Origin of the sequence: Thermomonas sp. (assembly GCF_046293095.1) — a bacterium.
Classification (GTDB): domain Bacteria; phylum Pseudomonadota; class Gammaproteobacteria; order Xanthomonadales; family Xanthomonadaceae; genus Thermomonas.
In genome coordinates, this window is sequence record NZ_JBKBPN010000004.1 from 198,958 (window position 1) to 223,446 (window position 24,489).

The following is a 24,489-nucleotide window of genomic DNA, read 5'->3' on the forward strand; positions in this document are numbered from 1 at the left end:
GCCCCGTGCCGGGCTGCGTGTTTCCGGCAGACGCGGTTACCCTGCAAGCCCCGACCGACCGGAGCCGCCGCATGACCCGCTTGCCGACCCACGCGCTCGCCCTCCTGCTGCTGGCGGCCAGCCCCGCCGCCACTGCGCAGACGCCGCCCCCCGCCGCAACGGGCGCACCCGCCATCGACGCGGGCCTGCGCGCGGCCGTGGCCGATCCGGGCCGTAGCCCGGCCCAGCGCGCGCGTGACGTCTACCGCCATCCGGCCGAAACGCTGGCGTTCTTCGGCATCCGGCCTACCGACACGGTGATCGAGATCAGCCCGGGCACCGGCTGGTACAGCGCGATCCTGGCGCCCTACCTGCGCCACCACGGCCACTACATCGCGGCCAGCGCCACACCCGCGCCGGGGCGCAGCAACGGGCTGCGCGCGGTGTTCAGCGCCGACCCCGCCCGCTACGACCGCGCCACCCTGCTGGAGTACGACGGCAAGGCGCCGGTACTGGGCGCCCCCGGCACCGCCGACGCAGTGCTGACCTTCCGCAACGTGCACAACTGGGTGTCCGCCGGCACCGCCGATGCCTACTTCCAGGCTTTCTTCGCCGCGCTCAAGCCGGGCGGCACGCTAGGCGTGGTGGAGCACCGCGCCCAGCCGGGCACCGACCTCGACACGATGAAGACCTCTGGCTACCTGACCGAGGCGCTGGTGATCGAACTGGCCACGCGTGCCGGCTTCGTGCTGGACGGCCGCAGCGAGGTGAACGCCAATCCGCGCGACACCGCCGACCATCCCAACGGCGTGTGGACGCTGCCGCCGACCAACCGCCACGATGCGGCCGACGACGCCCGGTACCAGGCGATTGGCGAAAGCGACCGGATGACCCTGCGGTTCCGCAAACCGGCCAGCGACTGACCTTTCCACGCCACGCCCTCCGCGCTGCGCGCCCCGGATTTCTGCACGGCCCATGCTCATCGCCTTCAACAAACCCTATGGCGTGCTGTGCCAGTTCACTGACCGCAGCGTGCCGCCGCGACCGACGCTGGCGGGGTTCGGCCTGCCCACGGGCGTGTATCCGGCCGGCCGGCTGGATTTCGACTCGGAAGGGTTGCTGCTGCTGACCGACGATGGTCGGCTGGCGCACCGCCTGACCGACCCCGCGCACAAGCTGCCCAAGACCTACTGGGTGCAGGTGGAAGGCACACCCACCGACGCCCAGCTGCAGCAGCTGCGCACGGGCGTGGTGCTGAACGACGGCCCCACGCGCCCGGCGCGCGCGCGCCTGCTGGCGGCGCCGGCACTGTGGCCGCGCGATCCGCCGGTGCGCTTCCGCAAGACGGTGCCGGATGCGTGGCTGGAGCTGGTGATCACCGAAGGCCGCAACCGGCAGGTGCGGCGCATGACCGCGGCCGTGGGGCTGCCCACGCTGCGGCTGGTGCGGATGGCGGTGGGGCCGCATGCGCTGCAGGGGCTGGCACCCGGGCAATGGCGGGCCCTGGAAGGCGACTAATTCCGCTGTGTGCGCCCCGCCGGTCTTTTGCTACCGTAGCTCGCCAGACTGGCATGGAGTGCCTGCAGGATGCCGCATCAGATCGCCAGATTCGGGCGTGTCCTCGTCGTTTCCGCGCCGCCGCTTGCAGAGAACCCGGCGCTGTCCCTGCTCGGTCAGCACGGCCATGCGCTGATCCACGTCGACAGCGGCGCCCAGGCGCTCGCGCTGGCCAGCCGCCAAGCCCCGGACCTGATCCTGCTGGACCTGCCGCTGCCGGACATCACCGGCGTCGAGCTGCTGGCTGCCCTGCATGCGCAGCCCCGTCTGCGGCAGATCCCTGCCATCGTGCTCGCCGCGCATTCGGACCGGGCACGTTTGTTACGTGCCTTCGAAGCCGGCGCGGTGGACTGCGTGGCCAAGCCCTGCGCGCCGGAAGAGCTGCTGGCCCGGGTGCAGGTGCACCTGCACCTGAAGCTGACCCGCGACCGCCTGGAACAGGTCGCGCGCCAGCGCCAGGAGCTGGTCAACCTGGTGGCGCACGATCTCAAGAACCCGCTGACCAGCGTGCTGTTCGCCTGCGAGATGCTGGGCCTGGCCGACGCCAATCCGGCGCGGGTACCGCGCTACCTGCAGATCATTGAGGAAAGCACGCGCGAGGCGCTGGGTTACATCCACAGCTATCTCGAAAGCCAGGCCGGCGCCGGGCAGGACGCCCACACAGCGGAACCTGCGGCCGCGGCCTGCGCCCATCTCGATGACACCCTGCGCTGGCTGGCGGCGCGCTATGAATTACAGCTGGAAGCACGCGGCCTGCGCCTGCAGATCGAGCCGTCCGGCTGTGATCCCTGCGTGGCGATCCATGACCAGGCGCTGCGGCAGGTGGGCGAGAACCTGGTGAGCAACGCGCTGAAATACGCACGCGACGGCGGCGAACTGACGCTGGCGGCACGCGCCGGTGCACCGGGCTTCTGGCAGCTGGTCGCCCAGGACCGCGGGCCCGGGATCCCCGACGGCTTCCGGTCGCGGCTGTTCATGCCGTTCCAGCGGAGCAACGCCGGCGATGGCGAGGCAACGTTGTCCAACGGCTTGGGACTGTCGTTGGCCCGGCGGATCGTGGACCAGGCCGGCGGCCGGCTCTGGTACGAGGCGCGCGAAGGCGGCGGTGCCCGCTTTGTGGTGGAGCTGCCGGCTGTTGCCTGCACGCAGCCCTGCACGCCGGCTCAAACGCCGTAGTCGTCCTGCTCCACCTCGCCGCGCCGCAGCGCGCGCACCTGGCGGGCCTGGCCTTCCTGCGCCGCCTGCGCCTTGGCGCGCTGGCGCGCGGCGTACCAGAGCAGGCCGGCGCCGGCCACCGCCGCGCCGACCAGCAACGGATTGCGCCGCACCACGCCGCCGGCCACCTTGGCACCGGCACGCAGCGCGCCCAGCGCAGCGCCGGTCTCGATCCACTGCACCGCCTTGTCCGGCAGCTTGCGGCGCAGGCCATCGCCCACGTCGGCCAAGAGGTCCAGTGCCCGGTCCTGCGGCCGTTTCGACTTGCCCATGCGGTACTCCTTCCTGAGATGGCAACGGGCATCAGTATGGCGCGCCGCCGTGACGGGCGCGTCACGTGCCGCGCGGCTTGGCGCGGTGGGTGGCGGTGGCGCTCCAGGGGTCGTCCGGCCACGGGTGGCGCGGGTAGCGGCCTTTCATTTCCTTCTTCAGGTCCGGATAGGTGCGCTCCCAGAACCCGCGCAGGTCTTGGGTCACCTGCAGCGGGCGGCCGGCCGGCGACAGCAGGTGCAGGGTGAGCGGCACGCGGCCATCGGCGATGCGCGGGGTATCGGCCAGCCCGAACAGCTCCTGCAGCTTCACCGCCAGCACCGGCGCGGCCGGCGTACCGTCGGCGTCGAGCGCATAGGTGATGGCGCGTTGCATGCCGGAGGGCACCGCGATGCGGGTCGGCGCAAGCGCGTCGAGGCGCTGCCGCAGCGGCCAGTCCAGCCGGCCCTGCACGGCCTCGGCCAGCGCTTCGACCGACAGAGCATCCAGCCGGGTCTTGCCGGCCAATGCCGGCAGCAGCCAGTCGTCCAGGCTGGCCAGCAGCGCCGCATCGGACAGGTCGGGCAGGCCCAGCTCGGGCAGCCAGACACGCAGACACTGCACGCGGATGCGCCATTGCGTCAGCGCCTCCGACCACGGCAACACGGCCAGACCGAGGTCGCGCACGGCGTCGGTCAGCGCCCGCGCCGCCAGCGCCGGATCGACACGGCCTGCAGGCTTTGCTGCCAGCACGATGCCATCGAAGCGGGCGACGCGCTCGCTCACCAGTGCGCGCCGCTCGGCATCCCAACGCACCTCATCGGCATCGGAAAAGTGCGCGGCGAACTCGGCGCGCAGCACGGCCTCGTCCACCGGCGCACCGCGCAGCAGCAGCGCGTCCTTGGCCTCGAAGCGCAGTTCGCTGGCCACCAGCCACGGCTCGCCGTACAGCGCAGAGTCGTCGAACAGCCGCGCCATCCGGCCATTGGCCAGCAGGTAGCGGCGAGGGTCCTGCGGATGCTGGCGGCCGATGCGGTCGGGAAACGCATGTGCCAGCAAGTCGCCCAGCGCATGCGCCGGAACTGTGGCGGGCGGCGCGGCGTCGCAGCGCAGACGCCGCCGCCACTGCGTTGCCGCCGCATCAATCGCCGTCAGGCCCGAACGGCTGGCATCGCTTGCCACACGGCCGGCGCGCAATGCGGCCAGTGCCTGCCAGCGCGCCGCCAGTGCATCGGTGCGGGTGCGCAGCGGGTCGCGCGCTTCCAGCAGGGCGGCCAGATCGCAGGCCAGGGCCAACCGCGCCGGGTCGTTTGCCGCCGCCAGCAGCATCGCGGCCAGCCGCGGGTGCGTGCCCAATGCCAGCATCTGCCGCCCGCGTTCGGTCAGCGTGCCGGTGGCGGTCAACGCGTCCAACCGGCGCAACAGGTCGCGTCCGGCCGCCAGCGCACCGGGCGGTGGCGGATCCAGCCAGCGCAGCCCGTCGCTGCCCCAGGCCGCCAGCTCCAGCGCCAGCGGTGCCAGATCGACCTGGACCAGCTCCGGCCGCCGCTGCGGCTCCAGCCGTTGCGAGGCCGGCCACAGCCGGTACGCCCAACCCTCCGCCACGCGCCCGGCACGGCCGGCACGCTGGTCGGCGCTGGCCTGGGAAATCGCCACCGTCTCCAGCCGCGAGAACCCGCTGTTGGGATCAAACCGCGGCTCGCGCGCCAGCCCGCTGTCGATCACCACCCGCACGCCGGGCAGGGTGACACTGGATTCGGCCACGTTGGTCGCCAGCACCACCCGGCGACGGCCGTCGGGCGCCGGTTGCAGCACGCGCGCCTGCTGCTCGATCGGCAGCTCGCCGTGCAGCGGCAGCACCTCGACCGCGTGGTCGTCCAGCTCCAGCAGCGCCGCCACCTTGGCGATCTCGCGCTGGCCCGGCAGGAACACCAGCACGTCGCCCGGGTGCGTCGCCAGTGCATGTTCGATCGCCCGCCGCGTCTGGTGTTCCAGCGCCTCATCCCGCCGCGCCGGAAAATGCGCGATCGCCACCGGAAAACTGCGCCCGGCACTGGACAGGCGCGGGGCATCGAGAAAATCGGCCAGGCGCGCGCCGTCCAGCGTGGCCGACATCACCACGATGCGCAGGTCCTCGCGCACGCCGGCCTGCACGTCCAGCGCCAGCGCCAGCCCCAGATCGCCGGCCAGATGCCGCTCGTGAAATTCGTCGAACACCAGCGCGCCGACGCCCTCAAGCAATGGGTCGTCCTGCAGCATGCGGGTGAGGATGCCCTCGGTGACTACCTCGATGCGGGTGGTCGGGCCCACCTTGTTCTCGAAGCGGATGCGGTAGCCCACCGTCGCGCCGACGCGCTCGCCCAACTGCCGGGCCATGAACCCGGCCGCCGCCCGCGCGGCGACCCGGCGTGGCTCCAGCATCACCACCTTACGGCCCTGCAGCCACGGTGCGTGCAACAGTGCCAGCGGCACCTGGGTGGTCTTGCCGGCGCCCGGCGGCGCTTCCAGCACCAGCCGCGGATGCGCGGCCAGTGCGTCGAGAAGACCCGGCAACAACGGGGTGATGGGGAACTGCATGGCCGCGATTGTACGAACCGGCCGTGCTTGCCCTGGCTATTGGCCGGTCCGCTGGCCCCAGGAAACCGTCAGGGCGCCCCTTCCAGCACGTAGCAGTTGCGGCCCCTGTGCTTGCCTGCGTACATCGCCACATCCGCACGGCGCAACACGTCGGCCAACGGTTCGCCTTCCCTTGCGATGGCGATGCCGATGGTCAAGGTGGGGTGGCGGACCACACATCCATCCGGCAATTGGATTTCAAGTTCTTGCACATGTCGCAGCACGCGCTGCGCCGGCACCCGGGCAATCTCGGGACGCGACAATTCCATGAAAGCGACGAACTCCTCGCCGCCATAGCGATAAACTTGGCACTCGTTGCGGACGCTGCGCCGGATGGCCATCGCCACATCCCTCAGCACGACGTCGCCGGCGGCATGGCCGTGTTCGTCATTGACCTGCTTGAAATGGTCGATGTCCGCCAGGAACACCCCCAACACCCAGCCCTGACGCCGGCAGCGGGCAAGCATCTGCTCGTAATCGTCCTGCATGCGCGAACGCAATGGCAGGCCGGTCAAGACATCGATCTGCGAGATGCGGCCAACGAGCAGCGTCTTGAAATGCTGTAGGCAGTCCACGACCTTGACCTGGGTCTGCTCGAACTGCTGCAGCGTTTCGGGACTGCTGGGCCGGTTTTGCAGAATGTCGTGGCACAGGGTGCGGATGGCATCGTGCATGTCACGATGGGCATCCTCCAGCGCGGCAAACCGCTCGGCATCCAGCCGCTCCAGGCTGGCACGATTGGCCATCAGCCAGCGCCCCAGTTGGCACAGAAGATGCGACTGCGCCTGCATCACATCCTCGCCCGGTGATTCGTGCAGCACGGCACAGCGCAGCACCCGGCGCGTCCATTCAAGATGCGACTGGATGGCTGCATCCAGGGTCTCGATGAATGCCTGGCTATTAATCGGCACGATGCCCCCCGGTTGCCTGCATGCCCACCTTGGCCGCCCGCGTATGTGCGGCTGTCGGGGGCATGTTTCCGGAAACAGGAGACGCGTGCAACAGACAGGCCGCAAGGCGTGGGCAGCGGCAACCCCGGCAGGCGCCTGCCTGCGGGGGCACACGGCGGTCACCTTACAATGTGCGAATGCAGCTCATTGATATCGGCCTCAACCTGTCCCACGACAGCTTCGACCACGACCGTGATGCGGTCTGGCTGCGCGCGCGCGCTGCCGGCGTGACGCGCGCCATCCTCACCGGCGCCAGCCGTGCGCACAATCCCAAGGTGCTGGAGCTTGCGCGCAGCCGGCCCGGCGAATGGTTTGCCACCGCTGGCGTGCATCCACACCACGCCAGCGAATACAGCACGGAGTACGATGCCGAACTGCGCGCACTGCATGCCCATCCCGAAGTGGTGGCGGTGGGCGAATGCGGGCTGGACTACTTCCGCGATTTTTCCCCGCGCCCGGCGCAACGGCGCGCCTTTGAATGGCAGCTGCAGATCGCCGCCGACACCGGCAAGCCGCTGTTTTTGCACCAGCGCGACGCCCATGCCGATTTCATGGCGATCCTGCGCCAGTTCGATGGCCGGCTGGGCCCGGTGGTGGTGCACTGCTTTACCGGCACACGCGAGGAGCTGTTCGACTACCTCGACCAGGACTGGCACATCGGCATCACCGGCTGGTTGTGCGACGAACGCCGCGGCCAGCACCTGCGCGAGCCGGTCAAGCACATCCCCGGCAACCGCCTGATGGTGGAAACCGACGCGCCCTACCTGCTGCCGCGCACGCTCAGGCCGATGCCGAAAGGCCGCCGCAACGAGCCGGCCTTCCTGCCGCATATCGTGGAAGAACTGGCGCGCGACCGCGGCGAGGCCGTCGAGTCGGTTGCCGCAGCGACCACCGCCACGGCAACCGCGTTCTTCCGCCTGCCTGGCTGATCAGCTCCGCAGGCCAACGCCCTTGTGGAGCAGATACAGGGCCAGCGCACCCAGCACCAGCACGAAGCCCAGCATCAGCGCATAGGCCACCCACAGCGGCACGTCGGACACGCCCAGCAGGCCGTAGCGGAAGGCATTGACCATGTAGAAGATCGGGTTGGCATGGGTGCCGGCCTGGGCCCAGACCGGCAGCAGCTTGATCGAATAGAACACGCCGCCAAGGTAGGTCAGCGGGGTCAGGATGAAGGTCGGGACGATGGCGATGTCGTCGAACTTTTTGGCGTAAATCGCGTTGACGAACCCGGCCAGCGAGAAAATGGTGGCGCCCAGCAGCACCGAGCTCAGCATCACCAGCGGGTGCGGCACCCGCACGCGGGTAAACAGCATGGCAATCGCCAGCACGATGGCACCCACCATCAGCCCGCGCAGGACGGCACCGGCCACGTAACCGCACAAAATCACCCAGTTCGGCATCGGGCTGACCAGCAACTCTTCGACGTGGCGGCCGAACTTGGCACCAAAAAACGAGCTGGAAATGTTGCCGTAGCTGTTCTGGATCACGCTCATCATCACCAGCCCCGGGACGATGAAATCCATGTAGCGGATCCCGTCCATGGTCCCGACGCGGGAGCCGATCAGGCCACCGAAGATGAGGAAGTACAGCGTCATGGTGATCGCCGGCGGCATCAGGGTCTGGCCCCAGATGCGCAGGATGCGGTGCACTTCGCGGCGGGCGATGGTGCCCAGGGCAACGAGGTTCGGATTGCTCACGCCGGGGCTCCTTCGCGGGCGGTCATGCGGACGAACAGCTCTTCCAGCCGGTTGCTCTTGGTGCGCATCGAGCGCACCCGGATGCCGGCAGCGTCAAGCGCGGCGAAGACGCGGTTGAGGTCCATCGCGCGCGGCATGTCCACGTCCAGCGTGTGCGCGTCCGCCGCCACCAGCGTGGCGCCTTCGATCGCGGGCAGGGTGGCGGGCAGGACATCCTCGACGTCGAACAGGAAGCCCTCCACGTCCAGCTTGGCCAGCAGCGACTTCATCGGGCCCTGCTCGACGATACGGCCGTGGTCGATGATGGCGAGGTTGCGGCACAGGCTCTCCGCTTCCTCTAGGTAGTGCGTGGTGAGGATGATGGTGGTGCCGGCGGTGTTGATCTCTTTCAGCGTCTTCCACATGCCGCGCCGGATTTCGATGTCCACGCCGGCGGTGGGCTCGTCCAGGATCAGCAGCTTCGGCGCGGTCATCATGGCGCGGGCGATCATCAGCCGCCGCTTCATACCGCCCGATAGCGTGCGGCTCATCTTGTCGGCCTTGTCCCACAGCTGCGCTTCTTTCAGCACCTGCTCGGCGCGCGCCAGCGCCTGCCGGCGTGGGATGCCGTAGAACCCCGCGTAGTTCACGCAGATGTCCAGCGGCTTTTCGAACATGTTGAAGTTGATTTCCTGCGGCACCAGGCCGAGCTGGCGCATCGCCAGGCTGCGCTGGCGCACCAGATCGATGCCAAAGATCTCCACCGTGCCGCTGGTCTTGTTGACCAGCGAGCTGACGATGCCGATCAGGGTGCTCTTGCCGGCGCCGTTGGGGCCAAGCAGGGCGTAAAAATCGCCCGCCTGCACCTCCAAGCTGACGCCTTTGAGCGCCTCAACGCCATTGCCATAGGTTTTATGCAGCTCGCGCACGCGCAGGGCAGGGGCCGCGGATTGGTCGGTCATCGGAACGCCTCGGGCGCAAAGTCATGCGCACTGAGCCGGTAGTATAGGCAGCCCCGTGGCGCGCCTGATGCCACGCACTGTTGCATGCCCGTGGCCATTTCCCATTTCCCACTCAAGCTTGTCGCTCGGCGCATGATCGCGCCCACCGTGGCGCATCTGTCGTTCGAACGCGACGACGGCCAGCCGCTGGCCTGCATCCCCGGCCAGTTCATCCAGATCCATTTCCACTACGCCGACGGCAGCCCGGCACGCCGCAGCTACTCGATCGCCGTCGGCCGCGCCCCCGACGCAGCGCCCGACGCGCGGGTGGAGATCGCGGTCAGCTACGTGCCCGGCGGCGCGGCCACCGCCCTGTTCGAGGGCATGGCGATCGGTACCACGGTGGACGCCAGCGGCCCGTTCGGGCGGTTCTGCCTGTATCCCAACGACGCCAACCGCCGCTACCTGCTGATCGGCACCGGCACCGGCATCACCCCATACCGGGCGATGCTGCCGCAGCTGGAACGGCTGATGGACGAACGCGGCGTGGAGGTGGTGCTGCTGCAAGGCGCGCGCACGCCGGCCGAACTGCTGTACGGCGACGAGTTCCGCGCTTTCGCGAACGCCCATCCGCGCTTCCGGTACCTGCCGTGCCTGTCGCGCGAGCTGCCGGCCGCGGACTCGCCGCTGGCCCATCCCGACGTGCGCCACGGCTACGTGCAGAACGTGCTGCCGGAGCTGGCGCCCGACCCGGCCGGCGACATCGCCTACCTGTGCGGCAACCCGGACATGGTGGATGCGACCTTCGAGGCGCTGAAAGCCGTGGGGCTGCCGGTGCCGATGATCCGGCGCGAGAAATACGTCAGCAACAAGTGACCGGGGCGGCGGATCCCCGGCCACGCGCTCACGCGCGCGGCGTTCGGCCGGGCCCGCGGCATGCCGCGCAAGCACCCGGCCTCACCCACCGCGAGAAATACGTCAGCAACAAGTAACCCGGGTCCGTGCCTGCCGATGCACATTTCCACAGCACGCACTGTCAAGGACGCTTGACATAGCGATTGGTTGCGCGCTAGTGTCTTGTCAAGCAACCTTGACAGGAGGCGTGGCATGAAACCACAGGATCCCAAGCAGCTCCGCGGCGCGGGCATCGCGTTCCTCGGCGCCGGCGTGGCGTTCTCCGCTGCCGCGCTGGCCGCGGGGCAGGCCGCCTTTATCGGCGTGGCCACCTCGTTCATCGCGCTGGGTGTGGTGTTCCTCGCCCGCTCGCGCCGGGGTTGAACCGATGACCCTGCGCCGCTGGATGTGGATCTTCGTCGCGATCGGCCTGGCCGCACTGGGCCTGGCCGGCGCCGGCCGCTGGCTGCTGCATTGGCCGGACGATGCGGTGGGCATGTGGGTGGGGATTGGCGCCGGTTATCTCCTCGGCGCGGCGCTGTTTTTGCTGGTGCCGCGCTGGTGGCGCCAGCACTGCGACGAGATGTACGCGCAGCCGGCCAGCCGGCGCTATCTGCGCGCGCTGTGGCCGATCATGATCGGCTACGCCCTGACCTTGTTCGTATCGATCTGGCTGGTGAAGCGCGGGATCGGCCCGGTTCCGCTGCGTGCACTGGTGGCGGTGTTGCCGGTGCTGCCGATCGCCCTGCTGATGCGTGCGGCGCTGCGCTACCTGCGCGAGATCGACGAGCTGCAGCAGCGCATCGAAACCGAGGCGATCGGCATCGCCAGCCTGCTGGTGGCCCTGCTGTACTTCGCCGGTGGGCTGCTGCAGAAGGCCAAGGTCATCGACATCGATGCCGCCGCCGCGATGATCTGGGTGTTCCCATTGCTGTGCTTCACCTACGGCATCGCCAAGATGGCCCTGACCCGGCGCTATCTATGAGGTGCGACTGGTGAAAAATCGCCTGCGCGAACTGCGGGAACGCGAGGGCCTGTCGCAAGGCGAGCTGGCGCTTCGCCTGGAAGTCTCGCGGCAGACCGTCAACGCGCTGGAGACGGGCAAGTACGACCCGTCGCTGCCGCTGGCCTTCCGCATCGCCCGCCTGTTCGCCTGCCGCATCGAAGACGTGTTCCTGCCCGACGAGGCGTGATGGCACGCCGTCCTTTTCCAACCGCAACACCCGAAGGGGTCCCGATGAACTCCCGCAAGACCAGACTGATCCTTGCCGTGGCGGTTGCCGCCGCGCTGTTCGGCTACCGGGCGCTGGCCCCGGACAAGCAGGCCGCCGACACGACCGCCGGCGACCGCAGCACCGGCTCTGCACCCGTCGCGCCGGTCAAGCCGGTGATGCTGGGCACGCTTGCCTTCACGCCGTGCAGCCTCAGCTCGCCAATGAGCAGGGACAGCCTGGAGGCGCAGTGCGCGCGCTTGGAAGTGCCGGAGGACCGCAGCCGCCCCGACGGCCGCAAGATCGCGCTGAACATCGCGTGGCTGCAGCCCACCGGCAACGGTGACAGCGCACCCGACCCGGTGTTCTTCCTGGCCGGCGGCCCCGGCCAGTCGGCGGTGGACACCTTCCCGGCGATGGACCCGGTGTTCAAGGAAGTCCGCAAGCGCCGCAGCGTCATCCTGCTGGACCAGCGCGGCACCGGCCATTCCAACCTGCTGTCCTGCAAGGCGCCGCAGGGCGAAGATGACGACGCCGATACCTCGCCCGAGGCGATGCAGGCCCAGGCCGCCGCCTGCGCGGCCGAGCTGTCGAAGAAGGCCGACCTGCGCTTCTACACCACCACCGACGCGGTCGCCGACCTCGACGCGGTCCGCCAGGCCATCGGCGCCCAGCAGGTCAACCTGGTCGGCGTGAGCTACGGCACCCGCGTGGCCCAGCAGTACGCCATGCGCCATCCGCAGGCCACCCGCAGCATCGTGCTGGATTCGCCCGTGCCCAACACGCTGGGCCTGGGCAATATCTTCGCGCGCAACCTGGACGACGCGCTGGCACTGCAGTTCGGCCTGTGCAGCAAGGATCCCGCCTGCAAGGACAAACTCGGTGATCCGCGCGCGGAGCTCGACGTGCTGCTGACGACACTGCGTGCGAAACCGGCGCAGGTGCAGTACCACGATGCGACCAGCGGCGAGGTGAAGCAGGGCATCCTGCGCGCCGAGACGGTGGCCGGACTGGTGCGGATGTACGCCTACATGCCGCTGGCCGCCGGGCTGCTGCCGAAGCTGATCCACGAAGCCAACGCCGGCCACTATGAAAACCTGATGGCGCTGGCCAGGATGATGTCCGGCGACCTCGAAGACGCGATGGCGATGGGCATGCAGCTCTCGGTTGTCTGCAGCGAGGACGCCGACAGCATGGTCACCCGCGCCGAAGACGCTGGCACCGTGCTGGGCAATGCGATGCCTTCCGGCATGGCCGCGATGTGCAGGGTCTGGCCGAAAGGCCGGGTGCCGGCCGACTTCCACCAGCCGCTGGCCACCCCGGTACCGGCGCTGGTGCTGGCCGGCGAGTTCGATCCGGTGACGCCGCCCCGCTACGGCAAGGAGATCGTCAAGCGCCTGCCGAACGGCCGCCTGTTCGTGCTGAAGGGCCAGGGCCATTCGGTGCTGGGCGCCGGCTGCATGCCGAAGCTGTTCGCGCAATTCATCGAGAAGGCCGATGCCAAGGCGCTGGACGGGACGTGCCTGGACCGGCTCGGCTACGTGGTCCCCTTCGTCAGCTTCAACGGCGCCGAGCCCTGAGCCGGCATCGCCACGACACGACTTCCAAGGACTGACGCAATGATCGTTGCAGAACACCTCCGCAAGACCTTTCCCGGACGCGGCAAGGACAAGACCCCGGTGGTTGCCGTGGACGACGTGGGCTTCACCGCCCGCGACGGCGAGATCACCGGCCTGCTGGGCCCCAACGGCGCCGGCAAGACCACCACGCTACGCATGCTCTACACCCTGATGTCGCCGGAGTCCGGGCGGGTGCTGGTGGACGGCGTCGATGTGGCCAGCGACGCCGAGCGCGTGCGCCGCAGCCTGGGCGTGCTTCCCGACGCGCGTGGCGTGTACAAGCGCCTGACCGCGCGCGAGAACATCGCCTACTTCGGCAAGCTGCACGGGATGACGCCGGCGGAGATTGCCGCGCGCACCGCGAAGCTGGCGCAGGCGCTGCAGATGGAGGATTTCCTCGACCGCGCCACCGAAGGCTTCAGCCAGGGCCAGCGCACCAAGACCGCGATCGCGCGGGCGCTGATCCACGACCCGAAGAACGTGATCCTGGACGAGCCCACCAACGGCCTCGACGTGATGACCACGCGCGGCCTGCGCGGGTTCCTGCAGGAGCTGCGCGGCGAGGGCCGCTGCGTGATCTTCTCCAGCCACATCATGCAGGAGGTCGCGGCGCTGTGTGATCGCATCGTGATCATCGCCAGGGGCCGGGTCACCGCACAGGGCACCCCGGACGAACTGCGCGCGCTGACCGGCGAAGCCAACCTGGAAGACGCATTCGTGAAACTGATCGGCAGCGAAGAGGGCCTGCACGCATGAACAAGACGTCCTTCACCACCGCGATGCTGACGGTGATGCGCAAGGAATGGCTGGACTTCTTCCGCGACCGCCGGACGTTCCTGCTGTCGCTGATGGTGGCGCCGCTGCTGTATCCGCTGATCTTCCTGGGCATCGGCAAGCTCACCCAGATGCGCGCCGAAACCCAGCTGGAGAAGACCCTCAGCGTGCCGGTGGTCGGCATGGAGCGGGCACCGAACCTGATGAAGTTCCTGGCCAGCTATGGCATCGACGCCAGGCCGGCACCGGCGGACATCGAAGCGCGGGTGCGCGCGCAGCAGGAAGACCTGGCGCTGGCGATCGATGCCGATTTCGCCCGCAACTGGAGCGCCGGCAAACCCGCCAAGATCGACATCATCACCGACACCACCCGCCGCAACGGCGACGTCAAGGTGGCGCGGGTCAGCAAGGTGCTGGAAAGCTATGGCAACAGCGTGGGCGCCATGCGCCTGCTGATACGCGGCATCAATCCGGCCATCGCCGCCCCGCTGCAGGTGGGTACCCGCGACATGGCCACGCCGGAAGCCAAGAACAGCCAGTTCATGTCGATCCTGCTACCGATGATCCTGACCATCTTCGCCTTCATCGGCGGCGCGCACCTGGCGATGGACACCACCGCCGGCGAGCGCGAGCGGCAATCGCTGGAGCCGCTGCTGGCCACCCCGGCCTCACGTGCGGCGCTGGTGGGCGGCAAGATGCTGGCGGCGGCACTGCTGGGCCTGGCCTCGATGCTGCTGATCCTGGTGTCGTTCAAGGTCTCGGCCACCCTGGCCAGCGGCATGGCCAAGCAGATGGACGTGAGCTTCCTGGCGATGGGCAAGCTGCTGCTGACGCTGGTGCCGCTGGTGCTGATCGGCACCGCGCTGATCACCGCGCTGGCAGCGGGCGCCAAGAGCATGAAGGAAGCGCAGAGCCACATCATGTGGCTGATGATGCTGCCGATGCTGCCGGCTTACGCGCTGATGGCCTACCCGCTCAAGGACACCGCGGTGTGGCAGTACGCCGTGCCGTTCCTGTCGCAGAACCAGCTGATCCAGAAGATCACCCGCGGCGAAGCGGCATCGATGCAGCAGTGGGCGCTGTACCTGGCCAGCTCGCTGGCGCTGGCCGCCGTGCTCTGGGCACTGGCGGTGTGGCGCTACCGGCAGGAGAAGCTGGCCATTTCGGCCTGAACCAGCGCCGCGCCGATCCCTGCTGCTGATGCGCAATGCGAAAGCAACAACCCGGCCTGTCGGGCTGTGTCAAAACCCGGACGCAATGGCCACAGCGACAGCAATGCCCGCAACGCAAGTGGCGGGCATTGCGCTGGAGGGCTTGCGTGGGTGGGGAGGACCGGACGCTGCCCCCTGTTCCAATTGTCGCGGCGATGAACGGGTTCTGGCGGGCATGTTTACCGCATGATCAGCGCGTTCGTGGCGTGCCTGCCGCTGGCGGAACCGGGCCTCGGCATGGCCCTCCCCAGGCGCACCGGCCAGCCCGCGCTGCGGCCTGGCGGACGTGCTCCGTCGCTACTGTTCGCCAGTCTGGAGGCAGGATCGTCGAACCGCCACGATTGATGTGGCGTGGACTGTCGGTGCAGGGAAAGAAAGGGCGATGGCCACCTTGTTGTGACGCCTGTCGCGGGCGATGACGGGGCTGGGCGCCGGGGTGTTGCAGGCCTGTCCAGCCGGCGGGTGAGCCAGCCCCATCGGCAACCGTCCACCCGAAACAGGCAACGCCCCGGTGGGGGCGTTGCCTGGACTGTCCGGATGGTTCGTTCTACGCGGGCCGCTGTGCCGGCGTCTTGCTGGTCAGGCCGAAGCCCACATCACTGGAAGACAATGGTGCGCCGGCTGGTGGTGGCCTGGCTGACCGGCTGGAAACGCCAGCGCTTGACAGCAGCCAGCGCTTCGCGCTCGAAATCGCGCTTGAACTGGGGCGACGCATCCGACGACACCACCCGCGCACTGGTCACGCTGCCATCGGTGCCCACGGTGAATTCCACCTGCACGCTGCCTTTGGCGCCCGCGCGCTGGGCTGCAGGCGGGAATCTCGGTTCCGGTTGCGAGATCGCCCGCAATTCCACCGATGGCGCCGGGCGGGGCCGTTCGGGGGCTGGCGCCGGCGCCGGCGCTTGTTGGGCGGCCGCCGCGGCCTGCTGCTGGCGCTGCTGCTCTTCCGCAGCGGCCGCCGCCTGGCGCTGGCGCTCGGCTTCCGCTGCGGCCTGGCGCTGGCGTTCGGCCTCGCTCTGGGTCTGGGTGTCCGTTGCTGCTTGCTGCTGGCGCTGCTGCTCCTGCAGTTTTTTCTGATCCTCTTCGCGCTTCTTGGCCAGCTCCTCGCGGCGCTTGGCCTCTTCCTCGGCGCTCAGCTGCTGGGTCTGGGCCTGCTGTTTCAGCTTGGCCTCGATACTGGCCACGCTGGCCTTCAGGCGGCCCAGCGCCGGATGGTTCCGGTCGGCCTTGCCGATGAGTGCCACCAGCCGCTTGGCTTCCTCCAGATCTTCCCGCGAAATGGCCTGCTCGGTGGCGATCACGGTCATCGGAAGCAGGTCGCTGAGCGCAGTCGAGGCGCCCGCATCCCCGGGCTGCTTGTCGCGCAAGGCGAGGAAGTACTCCATCGCGTTGTTACCGGCTGGCGCATACAGGCGATTGTCGTTGTAGGCGCTGTTGGCGGCGTCGCGCAGCTGGTCCGGGCTCATCGCCGATACCGATGCAGCCACCACCGACTCCGGCGTTGGCGCTGGGGCAGCCTGCTGGGGGCCCTGCGTCCCGGCCGCTGTTGCATCCTCTTTTTTGCAGGCGGCCAAGGCGCAGGCCATGGCCACGGTCAAGGCGACCGGCGCCCATCCCTTGCGCGGCCTGTGATTGTGGTGAGTCATCGCGTGTTCCCCCTGGTAGTCGCGCACGATTTTATAGCACGCGGCAATCCGCCCCCGGTTGTCAAGGGTGGCGCCTATTTGCCGATGCAGAACGAGGCGAAAATGTGACCCAATAGGCTGTCGGCATCGACGCGGCCACCGATCTCCCCCAGCGCATCGTGCGCCCGCACCAGCGCCTCCGCGGCCAGCTCCAGCCGCTCCCATGTCAGCTCATACGCGGCCTGCTGCAGCCAGTCCCCCGCACGCGCCAGCGCATCCACATGGCGCGCGCGCGCGGAGAACGCACCGTCCGCCGCGGCATCACCACCGGCCAGCGCGAGCAATCGCTGGTGCAGCGCGGCCAGGCCCTCGCCGGTCCGCGCCGAGATCGCCAACGCACCCGCATCGAGTACCGGCGGTGCGGGCAACAGGTCCACCTTGTTGTGCAGCCAGAGCACCTGCGGCACGACGGCCAGATCCGCCTCCAGCGTCGCCCGGCCTGCGTCCGGTGCGCGCGCATCCACCACCGCCAGCGCCAGGTCGGCGCGACCCAGTTCGGCGCGCGCACGGCGGATGCCTTCCGCTTCGATCACATCTTCCGATACCCGCAGCCCGGCGGTATCGACCAAGGTCAGCTCGACGCCGTCGATGCGGATCGTTTCCTGCAGCACGTCGCGGGTGGTGCCGGCAATATCGGTGACAATGGCGCGTTCATTGCCCGCCAGCGCATTGAGCAGCGAGCTCTTGCCGGCATTCGGCGGCCCCACCAGCACCACGTGCAGTCCGTCGCGCAGCTTGCGGCCGCGCTCGGCCTCGGCCTGCAGGCGCGACAGCGCGGTGCGGGTTGCCTCAAGCTGGTCGCGCAGCGCCGCGCCACCCAGCGTGTCCAGCGGCTCGTCGGCGAAATCGATCGCGGCCTCGACATGGACGCGGATCGCCAGCAGCCGTGCCATCAGGGCCTCCACCTGGCGCGACAGCGCGCCGTCCAGCGCGCGCCGGGCCGCGCGCGCGGCGCGCTCGTCGGTGGCGGCGATCAGGTCGGCGATCGCTTCGGCCTGCGCCAGGTCCAACTTGCCATTGAGGAAAGCGCGCTGGCTGAATTCCCCGGGCCGCGCCTGGCGGGCCCCCAGCGCAACGCAGCGATCCACCAGCGCGCGCAGCAGCACCGGGCCACCGTGCGCCTGCAGTTCCACCACGTCTTCGCCGGTGAAGCTGGCGGGCGCGACGAACCGCAGCGCAATGCCGTCATCCAGCGTCGCGCCGGCGGCATCGCGGAAACGGGCGTACTCGGCGATACGCGGACGCAGCGCCCGCCCGCACACCTGTTCGCCGATCCCGGCGGCGCGTGGGCCGGACAGGCGCACGATGCCGACGCCGCCCGCACCGGGGGCCGTGGCGATGGCGACGATGGTGTCCTGCACGTTCGGCATGCTCGAAACAAAAAGCGTGGGTGCGGGCAGCGTAGCCGCTTTGCGGCGGCCGGATGCGCGGAACCCGCCGTCAGGCGGGTTCCGGTGGGGTTACTTGGCCGGCTCCTCGGCGAACCGCTTGGTGTTCCACCACTGCTGCAACATGCCCAGCGTGCCGTTGGTGACCCAGTACAGGACAAGGCCGGCAGGGAAGAAGGCGAACATTACCGCCATCACCAGCGGCATCAACTGCATCATCTTCTTCTGCATCGGATCCATGCCAACCATCGGCGTCATCCGCTGGGTCAGGAACATCACCGCGGCGTTGAGGATCGGCAAGATGAAATACGGGTCGCGCGCGGTCAGGTCGTTCACCCAGCCCATGATCCACGGGGCCTGGCGCAGCTCCACCGCTTCCAGCAGCACGTAGTACAGGGCCAGGAACACCGGCATCTGCACCAGCACCGGCAGGCAACCCCCGGCGGGATTGATCTTTTCCTTCTTGTACAGATCCAGCATCGCCATCTGGAACTTCTGCTTGTCGTCGCCGTAGCGCTCCTTGAGCTGCTCGATGCGCGGCTGGAACTTGCGCATCTTGGCCATCGACTTGTACTGCGCCGCCGACAGCGGATAGAGCAGCGCCTTGATCAGCACCACCAGCAGCACGATCGCCCAGCCCCAGTTGTGGGTCAGCTTGTGCAGCTGGGTCAGCAGCCAGTGGATCGGTTTGGACAGCACGGTGAAGATGCCATAGTCCATGGCCAGGCCAAGGCCGGGCGCGGTGGCATCCAGCTTGTCGGCCAGCTTGGGGCCCACCCACAACGTGGCGTCGCTTTCAAAGCGCTGGCCCGGCGCCAAGGTCACCTGCGGGCCGCGCGCGGCCACGTAGTACAGCGGGCCGCGCTGACCCAGCGTGAACAGCGCGGGCTGGTCTTTCTGTGGCACCCACGCGGCAAGGAAGTAGTGCTGCGACAGGCCGATCCAACCGCCGGTCACGGTCTGGTTGAGCGGGCCATCCTCGATGAACTTCGGATACTTGCGTTTCTTGTACTTGTCTTCCGGGCTGTACCAGGCGGCACCGCTCAGGCTGAACGACTCGGGGTTGGTGAACCCGGTCTTGACCACCGGCGGGATGCGCTCAAGGCGACGCTCGATGTCGCCGGTCCAGGCGGCGGCGCCGGTGTTGATCAGCGCGTCCTGCACGCGCACCGCATAGCTGCCGCGCGCCAGGGTGACGGTGCGCTGCAGCTGCACGCCGTTCGCGTCCTGGGCGACGAAGCGCGCCTGTACCGCAGCGGCACCATCGGCCAGCGTGATGTCGCGGTCGTCACCGTCCGGGCGCAGGGCGAGTTCGCTGCCGTCCGCCGCGCGCCAGATGGCCTCCGCGGTGAAGTAGCGGCTCGGGTCGGTGTCGAACAGCACCACCGGCGGGCTGCCGGCCGCGGTTGTCTGTGGGTAGGCCAGCAGTTCCGCGCGGACCAGATCGCGGCCATTGAGGTCCAGCGACAGCACGTCGTTGCGCAGGCGCACGACCGGCGCGCGGGCCGCAGTGGCCGGTGCGGCGGCCTGGGAGGAGGAAGCCCCCCCCGTCGCCACCTGCGGGACTGCCGCAGCGGCCCCGCCGCCCTGCGTGGCAGTGGGAATGGCCGGCGCCGGCTGCGCGGCGGCGGTCTTCTCCTTGCCCCATTCCTGCCACAGCAGGAACGCCACCATCAGCCAGGCAATCAGCAGGAACGTACGGATCTGGGTCATTGGGCAGGAGTCTCGGGGCGCACGCGGCGCGCGGCCACATCGGGAGAAGTCGGGGAATCGGCGCGCGGCATTGTGCCGGCGCAGGCGGACGGGGGCAACGCGCCGGCACGCAGCAGCAACTGTTCGAGGCTGGCGCGCAGGGCCTGGTTGTCGGTGCGGGCGGCAGCAGCACGCGCCACCACCACGTAGGCGCCACCTGCCAGGCGATCACGCAGCAAGCGGAACTGTTCGCGCAGAGCGCGCTTGATGCGGTTGCGGCCCACCGCATGTGGATCGACTTTGCGCGAGACCGCCAGGCCCAACCGGGCAGGCGCCGCATCGGCCAGCCAGTGCAAGGCCAGCGTTGGATCAGCGGTGCGTCGTCCGTGCTCGAATACGCGGGCGAACTCGGCCTTCGCCCGCACCCGCGCTGCGGGCGGAAAGCCAGCCCGGCGTGGAGGCGTCAACGCGACGGCGCCGGCATCCTCTCCGGACACCGGCGCCTGGGGCATCGCTGGCAACATCATTGCTGTCCCGGCATGCGCCGGGGACGCGATCCGACCCGGAGGTCAGACGGTCAGGCGATGACGGCCCTTGGCACGGCGGCGGGCCAGGACCTTGCGGCCGTCGGCGGTCGCCATGCGGGCACGGAAGCCGTGATCACGCTTGCGCTTGAGGTTGCTGGGCTGGTAGGTGCGCTTGGTCGCCATGGCGGGCCTGCTTGCTTGGATTCAGCGGAAAAGACTTGGAATCGTACTAGCAAGTCAGGTTTTGCGCAAGTATGCCCGGGTCACTCCACCGGCAACGGGTTTGCGGCATCCGGGCGCGGTGGTAACCTGCTCCATCCCCAGCTTATCCACAGCCGCCGCGGCGTTGCCCCGGCCGCGCCGCCGCTTTTCCGGACTCTCCCCAACATGCACGTCTGGCCCGCCTGCCTGCAACGCCTGGAATCCGAGTACCCGCAGGAGGATGTCCGCACCTGGCTCAAGCCGCTGCAGGCCGATCGCCGCGACGACGGCCTGGTCCTCTACGCACCGAATGCCTTCGTCCGCGACGAAGTGCAAAGCCGGTTCCTGCCGCGGATCCGCGAATTGGCCGCCCACTTTGGCGGCAGCGCCGACGTGGTGATCGACATTGGCGCGCCGCGCCGGGCTGCGGCCACTGCCGCCCCTGCTCCCCGCCTGCCGGCCGCCACTGCACAGCACCCAGACCCGGGCACGCCGGCGTCATTCCAGGGCAACGTCGACCCGCATTACACCTTCGACAACTTCGTCGAAGGCCGCAGCAACCAGCTTGCACGCGCCGCCGCCTGGCACGCCGCGCAAAAGCCCGGCGACCGCGGCCACAACCCGCTGTTGCTGTACGGCGGTACCGGTCTGGGCAAGACCCATCTGATGCATGCCGCCGGCAACGAGATGCGTCGGCTCAACCCGGCGGCACGGGTGCTGTACCTGCGCTCGAACACGTTTTACGACGCGTTTTTCCGTTCCTTGCAGGAAAAAACCACCGACCAGTTCAAGCGTCAGTTCCACAAGATCGACGCGCTACTGATCGACGACATCCAGTTCTTCGCTGGCAAGGATCGCACCCAGGAAGAGTTCTTCCACACGTTCAACGCCTTGTTCGAGGGACGCCAGCAGATCATCCTGACCTGCGACCGCTACCCACGCGAGGTGGACGGTTTGGAGCCGCGGCTGAAGTCACGCCTCGGCTGGGGGCTGTCGGTGGCGATCGACCCGCCGGATTTCGAGACCCGCGCCCAGATCGTGCTGTCCAAGGCACGCGAGCGTGGCGCGGTGATCCCCGACGAAGTGGCCCAACTGATCGCCAAAAAGATGCGCAGCAACGTGCGCGAGCTGGAGGGCGCGATCAACAAGCTGACGGCCCAGGCCGGGCTGCTGGGCCGGCCGGTGACCCTGGAGTTCGCCCAGGAAACCCTGCGCGACCTGTGGCGCGCACAGCAGCAGTCGATCAGCATCCCCAACATCCAGAAGGCCGTGGCAGACTACTACGGTCTTCAGCTGCGGGAGATGCTGGGCAAGAAGCGCACGCGGTCGCTGGCACGTCCGCGTCAGGTTGCGATGGCGTTGGCCAAGGAACTCACGGAACACAGCCTGCCGGAAATCGGCATGGCATTCGATGGCCGCGACCACACGACCGTGCTGCACGCCTGCCGGCAGATCCGCCAGCTGATGGAGAGCGACGGCAAGCTGCACGAGGACTGGGACAAACTGATCCGCAAACTCAGTGAATGACATCGGGAGATGCTGTGGACAACCCCGGGACACCCTGCCACCAGCAAAACCATCCACAGGTTGTCCGCAAGTCCAAAGGGGGTTTCCCCGCGGCTTTCATCTCCGATAAATTCGTTTAAAAACAACAGGTTGGGATAGATATCCCCCGTTTTCCGGACCTCCAGCACCACCTGCTTTCTAGATTTATCCATTTTTGAAAAGCGAAGGGCCTGCCCACCGGCAGGTCCGTAACCAACCAAACGGTGAGGGGTTTACATGCGGTTCTCCCTGCAACGCGAAGTCCTGCTCAAGCCGTTGGCCCAGGTCGTCAACGTGGTTGAACGCCGGCACACCTTGCCGGTTCTGGCGAACCTGCTGGCCAAGGTGCACGATGGCCAGTTGGCCTTGACCGGAACCGATCTGGAAGTCGAAATGGTCGCCCGGACAGTGGTTGACGATGCGCAGGACGGGGAGATCACCATCCCTGCCCGCAAGCTCTTCGAAATCGTCCGCGCGCTGCCCGACGGCAGCCGGGTCACCGTCAGTCAGTCCGGCGACAAGGTCACCGTGCAGGCCGGGCGCAGCAGGTTCAGCCTGGCCAGCCTGCCGGCCAACGATTTCCCGTCGTTGGATGAAGTCGAGGCCACCGAGCAGGTCAGCGTGCCGGAAGCGGCGCTGAAGGAACTGCTGGAGCGCACCGCGTTCGCCATGGCGCAACAGGACGTCCGCTATTACCTCAACGGCCTGCTGTTCGACCTGCGCGACGACACCCTGCGCTGCGTGGCCACCGACGGCCATCGCCTTGCCCTGTGCGAAACTGCGCTGGGACAGGGGCATGCAGGTCGCCGTCAGATCATCGTGCCGCGCAAGGGCGTGCAGGAGTTGCAGCGCCTGCTGGAAGGCGGCGACCGCCAGATCGAGCTCGAGCTGGGCAAGGGCCATATCCGCATCAAGCGGGACGATGTCACCTTCACCAGCAAGCTGATTGACGGCAAGTTCCCGGATTACGAGGCGGTCATTCCGATCGGTGCCGACCGCGAGGTGAAGATCGACCGTGAGGCCCTGCGCGCCTCGCTGCAGCGCGCCTCGATCCTGTCCAACGAGAAGTACCGCGGCGTGCGTGTTGAAGTCTCGCCCAACCTGCTGAAAATCAGCGCCCACAACCCGGAACAGGAAGAAGCCCAGGAAGAAGTGGAGGCGGAGACCCATGTGGATTCGCTGGCCATCGGCTTCAACGTGACCTACCTGCTGGAAGCATTGAGCGCCCTGCGCGACGAATTCGTCGTCATGCAGCTGCGCGACGCCAATTCTTCCGCCCTGGTGCGCGGCGCCGACAGCCACCATGCGCGCCACGTGGTGATGCCCTTGCGCCTGTGATCTGGTTAATGTTCCACGTGGAACACCTGCAACGACGCCCGGCATTGTCCGGGCGTCGTTGTTTGGCTGCGCCGCGGAGTAGCCGATGCTGATCCGCCGACTGCGCCTGGAAGCCATCCGACGCTTCGAGAGGGCTGAAATCGAGCTCCAGCCCGGGTTCAACCTCATCACCGGCGACAACGGCAGCGGCAAGACCACGCTATTGGAAGCCCTGCACCTGTTGGCCCATGGCCGGAGTTTCCGCGGCCGGGTCCGGGACGGTTTGGTGCGGCAGGGGGAGGCAGCGTTGCAGGTCTACGTCGAATGGGAGACCCACGCGGGCGCGTCGCGCCGGGTGGGACTTCGGCATGGCGGCAATGCCTGGCAGGCCCGCCTGGACGGTCAGGAAATCCGCCAGCTGGGCACGCTGTGCGAAGCGCTGGCCGTGGTGACGTTCGAACCCGGCAGCCATGCCTTGGTGGATGGGGGAGGCGACGTCCGGCGCCGCTATCTGGACTGGGGCATGTTCCACGTGGAACATGGGTTTATGCCCGAGTGGCGTCGGTATGCGCGGGCGCTGAAGCAGCGCAACAGCCTGTTGCGTCAGGGGGGGCGCGGGGGGCAGTTGGACGCATGGGAATCCGAACTGGCGCAAGCAGGTGAGCGCTTGACCCAACTGCGCGAGGTGTATGTGACAAGCCTGCAGCCACAGCTGGCCCGGATCCTTCCCCAGCTGCTGCCTGCGGCGGGAGCGATCGAGATCGCCCTGCAACCTGGCTGGAAACGCCATGAGCTGGGGCTGGCCGATGCCCTGCTGCTGTCGCGCGAGCGGGATCTGGCCCTGGGCCACACGTCGCTGGGCCCGCACCGTGCAGACCTGCGGTTCGTTCTGCGGGACCTTCCTGGTCGGGAGGGGCTTTCACGGGGGCAGGCCAAGCAATTGGCCCTGGCTCTGCTGCTGGCGCAGGCCGCCCATCTTGCCGAGGTGGGAGGGGATTGGCCGATCCTGCAGTTGGACGACCTGGGTTCGGAGCTGGATCGCCGGCACCAGCAGCGGGTTCTGGAAGTATTGGCTGACAGTGGGGCGCAGGTGCTGGTAACCGGCACTGAGGCGCCGGCCGGGTTGGTGTCCCTCGGGCGACCTGTGGCCACGTTCCACGTGGAACATGGCGTCATCAGCGCCGGTTCTGGTTTCGTTTCCGGCTGAATCGGCTTCCCGACGGTAACCACGCCGTGTGC

General features: G+C 68.4%; 24 protein-coding genes. 14 read left to right on the forward strand and 10 right to left on the reverse strand.

What is annotated here, in order from left to right; all coding sequences use genetic code 11:
• Window positions 1-71 precede the first annotated feature (71 nt).
• The 3 genes from ACK4SG_RS09610 to ACK4SG_RS09620 all read left to right on the forward strand — a co-directional run bounded on the left by ACK4SG_RS09610 (window position 72) and on the right by ACK4SG_RS09620 (window position 2,712).
• Complete coding sequence (locus ACK4SG_RS09610) at window positions 72-902, forward strand: class I SAM-dependent methyltransferase (protein WP_409601519.1); 831 nt, start codon at window positions 72-74, stop codon at window positions 900-902.
• 52 nt (window positions 903-954) lie between these two features.
• Entirely contained in the window at window positions 955-1,497 is a 543-nt protein-coding gene (locus ACK4SG_RS09615) for a pseudouridine synthase (RefSeq protein ID WP_409601520.1), read from the forward strand.
• Window positions 1,498-1,566: 69 nt separating this feature from the next.
• The gene (locus ACK4SG_RS09620) at window positions 1,567-2,712 is read left to right on the forward strand and encodes an ATP-binding protein (RefSeq protein ID WP_409601521.1); all 1,146 of its coding nucleotides are present in this window, start codon (window positions 1,567-1,569) and stop codon (window positions 2,710-2,712) included.
• On the opposite strand, the gene ACK4SG_RS09625 is transcribed toward ACK4SG_RS09620, so the two are convergent.
• From ACK4SG_RS09625 to ACK4SG_RS09635, 3 genes are all read right to left on the reverse strand, one after another.
• Window positions 2,700-3,023 (reverse strand): hypothetical protein, encoded by a 324-nt coding sequence (locus ACK4SG_RS09625; RefSeq protein WP_409601522.1) that lies wholly within the window; start codon window positions 3,021-3,023, stop codon window positions 2,700-2,702. The two genes, ACK4SG_RS09620 and ACK4SG_RS09625, sit on opposite strands and share 13 nt — an antisense overlap.
• A gap of 61 nt (window positions 3,024-3,084) precedes the next feature.
• Complete coding sequence (gene hrpB / locus ACK4SG_RS09630) at window positions 3,085-5,577, reverse strand: ATP-dependent helicase HrpB (RefSeq protein ID WP_409601523.1); 2,493 nt, start codon at window positions 5,575-5,577, stop codon at window positions 3,085-3,087.
• A gap of 68 nt (window positions 5,578-5,645) precedes the next feature.
• Window positions 5,646-6,689, reverse strand: coding sequence for a diguanylate cyclase domain-containing protein (locus ACK4SG_RS09635; protein WP_409601524.1), 1,044 nt, complete (start codon window positions 6,687-6,689; stop codon window positions 5,646-5,648).
• Between the two features lie 14 nt (window positions 6,690-6,703).
• On the opposite strand from ACK4SG_RS09635, the gene ACK4SG_RS09640 reads away from it, so the two are divergent.
• Window positions 6,704-7,495: a TatD family hydrolase gene (locus ACK4SG_RS09640; protein WP_409601525.1), complete on the forward strand. Its 792-nt coding sequence runs from the start codon at window positions 6,704-6,706 to the stop codon at window positions 7,493-7,495.
• Here the strand turns inward: ACK4SG_RS09640 and ACK4SG_RS09645 are convergent, their stop codons facing one another.
• Window positions 7,496-8,266: an ABC transporter permease gene (locus ACK4SG_RS09645; protein ID WP_409601526.1), complete on the reverse strand. Its 771-nt coding sequence runs from the start codon at window positions 8,264-8,266 to the stop codon at window positions 7,496-7,498. It lies immediately after the preceding gene.
• Window positions 8,263-9,207, reverse strand: coding sequence for an ABC transporter ATP-binding protein (locus ACK4SG_RS09650; RefSeq protein ID WP_409601527.1), 945 nt, complete (start codon window positions 9,205-9,207; stop codon window positions 8,263-8,265). Before ACK4SG_RS09650 ends, ACK4SG_RS09645 begins: the two co-directional genes overlap by 4 nt.
• Before the next feature lie 84 nt (window positions 9,208-9,291).
• Here ACK4SG_RS09650 and ACK4SG_RS09655 point away from each other — a divergent pair, with 84 nt between their 5' ends.
• The 7 genes from ACK4SG_RS09655 (at window position 9,292) to ACK4SG_RS09685 (ending at window position 14,856) form a co-directional block, all read left to right on the forward strand.
• Window positions 9,292-10,062, forward strand: a complete 771-nt coding sequence (locus tag ACK4SG_RS09655) for a ferredoxin--NADP reductase (protein WP_409601528.1) — start codon at window positions 9,292-9,294, stop codon at window positions 10,060-10,062.
• A gap of 231 nt (window positions 10,063-10,293) precedes the next feature.
• The gene (locus tag ACK4SG_RS09660; RefSeq protein WP_409601529.1) at window positions 10,294-10,464 is read left to right on the forward strand and encodes a hypothetical protein; all 171 of its coding nucleotides are present in this window, start codon (window positions 10,294-10,296) and stop codon (window positions 10,462-10,464) included.
• Window positions 10,465-10,468: 4 nt separating this feature from the next.
• Window positions 10,469-11,065, forward strand: a complete 597-nt coding sequence (locus ACK4SG_RS09665) for a hypothetical protein (RefSeq protein WP_409601530.1) — start codon at window positions 10,469-10,471, stop codon at window positions 11,063-11,065.
• 10 nt (window positions 11,066-11,075) lie between these two features.
• The gene (locus tag ACK4SG_RS09670; protein WP_409601531.1) at window positions 11,076-11,273 is read left to right on the forward strand and encodes a helix-turn-helix transcriptional regulator; all 198 of its coding nucleotides are present in this window, start codon (window positions 11,076-11,078) and stop codon (window positions 11,271-11,273) included.
• 44 nt (window positions 11,274-11,317) lie between these two features.
• The gene (locus ACK4SG_RS09675; protein WP_409601532.1) at window positions 11,318-12,871 is read left to right on the forward strand and encodes an alpha/beta fold hydrolase; all 1,554 of its coding nucleotides are present in this window, start codon (window positions 11,318-11,320) and stop codon (window positions 12,869-12,871) included.
• Window positions 12,872-12,910: 39 nt separating this feature from the next.
• Window positions 12,911-13,666, forward strand: a complete 756-nt coding sequence (locus ACK4SG_RS09680) for an ATP-binding cassette domain-containing protein (RefSeq protein ID WP_409601533.1) — start codon at window positions 12,911-12,913, stop codon at window positions 13,664-13,666.
• The gene (locus ACK4SG_RS09685) at window positions 13,663-14,856 is read left to right on the forward strand and encodes an ABC transporter permease subunit (protein ID WP_409601534.1); all 1,194 of its coding nucleotides are present in this window, start codon (window positions 13,663-13,665) and stop codon (window positions 14,854-14,856) included. Before ACK4SG_RS09680 ends, ACK4SG_RS09685 begins: the two co-directional genes overlap by 4 nt.
• Window positions 14,857-15,491: 635 nt before the next feature.
• Here the strand turns inward: ACK4SG_RS09685 and ACK4SG_RS09690 are convergent.
• The 5 genes from ACK4SG_RS09690 to rpmH all read right to left on the reverse strand — a co-directional run bounded on the left by ACK4SG_RS09690 (window position 15,492) and on the right by rpmH (window position 20,370).
• On the reverse strand, window positions 15,492-16,541 hold the full coding sequence (locus ACK4SG_RS09690) for a TonB family protein (RefSeq protein WP_409601535.1): 1,050 nt from the start codon (window positions 16,539-16,541) through the stop codon (window positions 15,492-15,494).
• A gap of 74 nt (window positions 16,542-16,615) precedes the next feature.
• Window positions 16,616-17,950, reverse strand: coding sequence for a tRNA uridine-5-carboxymethylaminomethyl(34) synthesis GTPase MnmE (mnmE, locus tag ACK4SG_RS09695; protein WP_409601536.1), 1,335 nt, complete (start codon window positions 17,948-17,950; stop codon window positions 16,616-16,618).
• A gap of 90 nt (window positions 17,951-18,040) precedes the next feature.
• Window positions 18,041-19,681, reverse strand: a complete 1,641-nt coding sequence (yidC, locus tag ACK4SG_RS09700; RefSeq protein WP_409601537.1) for a membrane protein insertase YidC — start codon at window positions 19,679-19,681, stop codon at window positions 18,041-18,043.
• Window positions 19,678-20,172 carry a ribonuclease P protein component gene (gene rnpA / locus ACK4SG_RS09705; protein ID WP_409601538.1) on the reverse strand — a complete coding sequence of 165 codons (495 nt, stop codon included), beginning with the start codon at window positions 20,170-20,172 and terminating at the stop codon, window positions 19,678-19,680. Before rnpA ends, yidC begins: the two co-directional genes overlap by 4 nt.
• Before the next feature lie 57 nt (window positions 20,173-20,229).
• Window positions 20,230-20,370, reverse strand: a complete 141-nt coding sequence (rpmH, locus tag ACK4SG_RS09710) for a 50S ribosomal protein L34 (RefSeq protein ID WP_409601539.1) — start codon at window positions 20,368-20,370, stop codon at window positions 20,230-20,232.
• 204 nt (window positions 20,371-20,574) lie between these two features.
• Between rpmH and dnaA the strand changes: the two genes are divergently transcribed.
• The 3 genes from dnaA (at window position 20,575) to recF (ending at window position 24,457) form a co-directional block, all read left to right on the forward strand.
• Window positions 20,575-21,915, forward strand: a complete 1,341-nt coding sequence (gene dnaA / locus ACK4SG_RS09715) for a chromosomal replication initiator protein DnaA (RefSeq protein WP_409601540.1) — start codon at window positions 20,575-20,577, stop codon at window positions 21,913-21,915.
• A 255-nt stretch (window positions 21,916-22,170) separates the two neighbouring features.
• Window positions 22,171-23,271, forward strand: coding sequence for a DNA polymerase III subunit beta (gene dnaN, locus ACK4SG_RS09720; protein ID WP_409601541.1), 1,101 nt, complete (start codon window positions 22,171-22,173; stop codon window positions 23,269-23,271).
• A gap of 85 nt (window positions 23,272-23,356) precedes the next feature.
• A complete protein-coding gene (gene recF, locus ACK4SG_RS09725) occupies window positions 23,357-24,457 on the forward strand; it encodes a DNA replication/repair protein RecF (RefSeq protein WP_409601542.1) in 1,101 nt (366 codons plus the stop codon).
• Window positions 24,458-24,489: the final 32 nt, after the last annotated feature.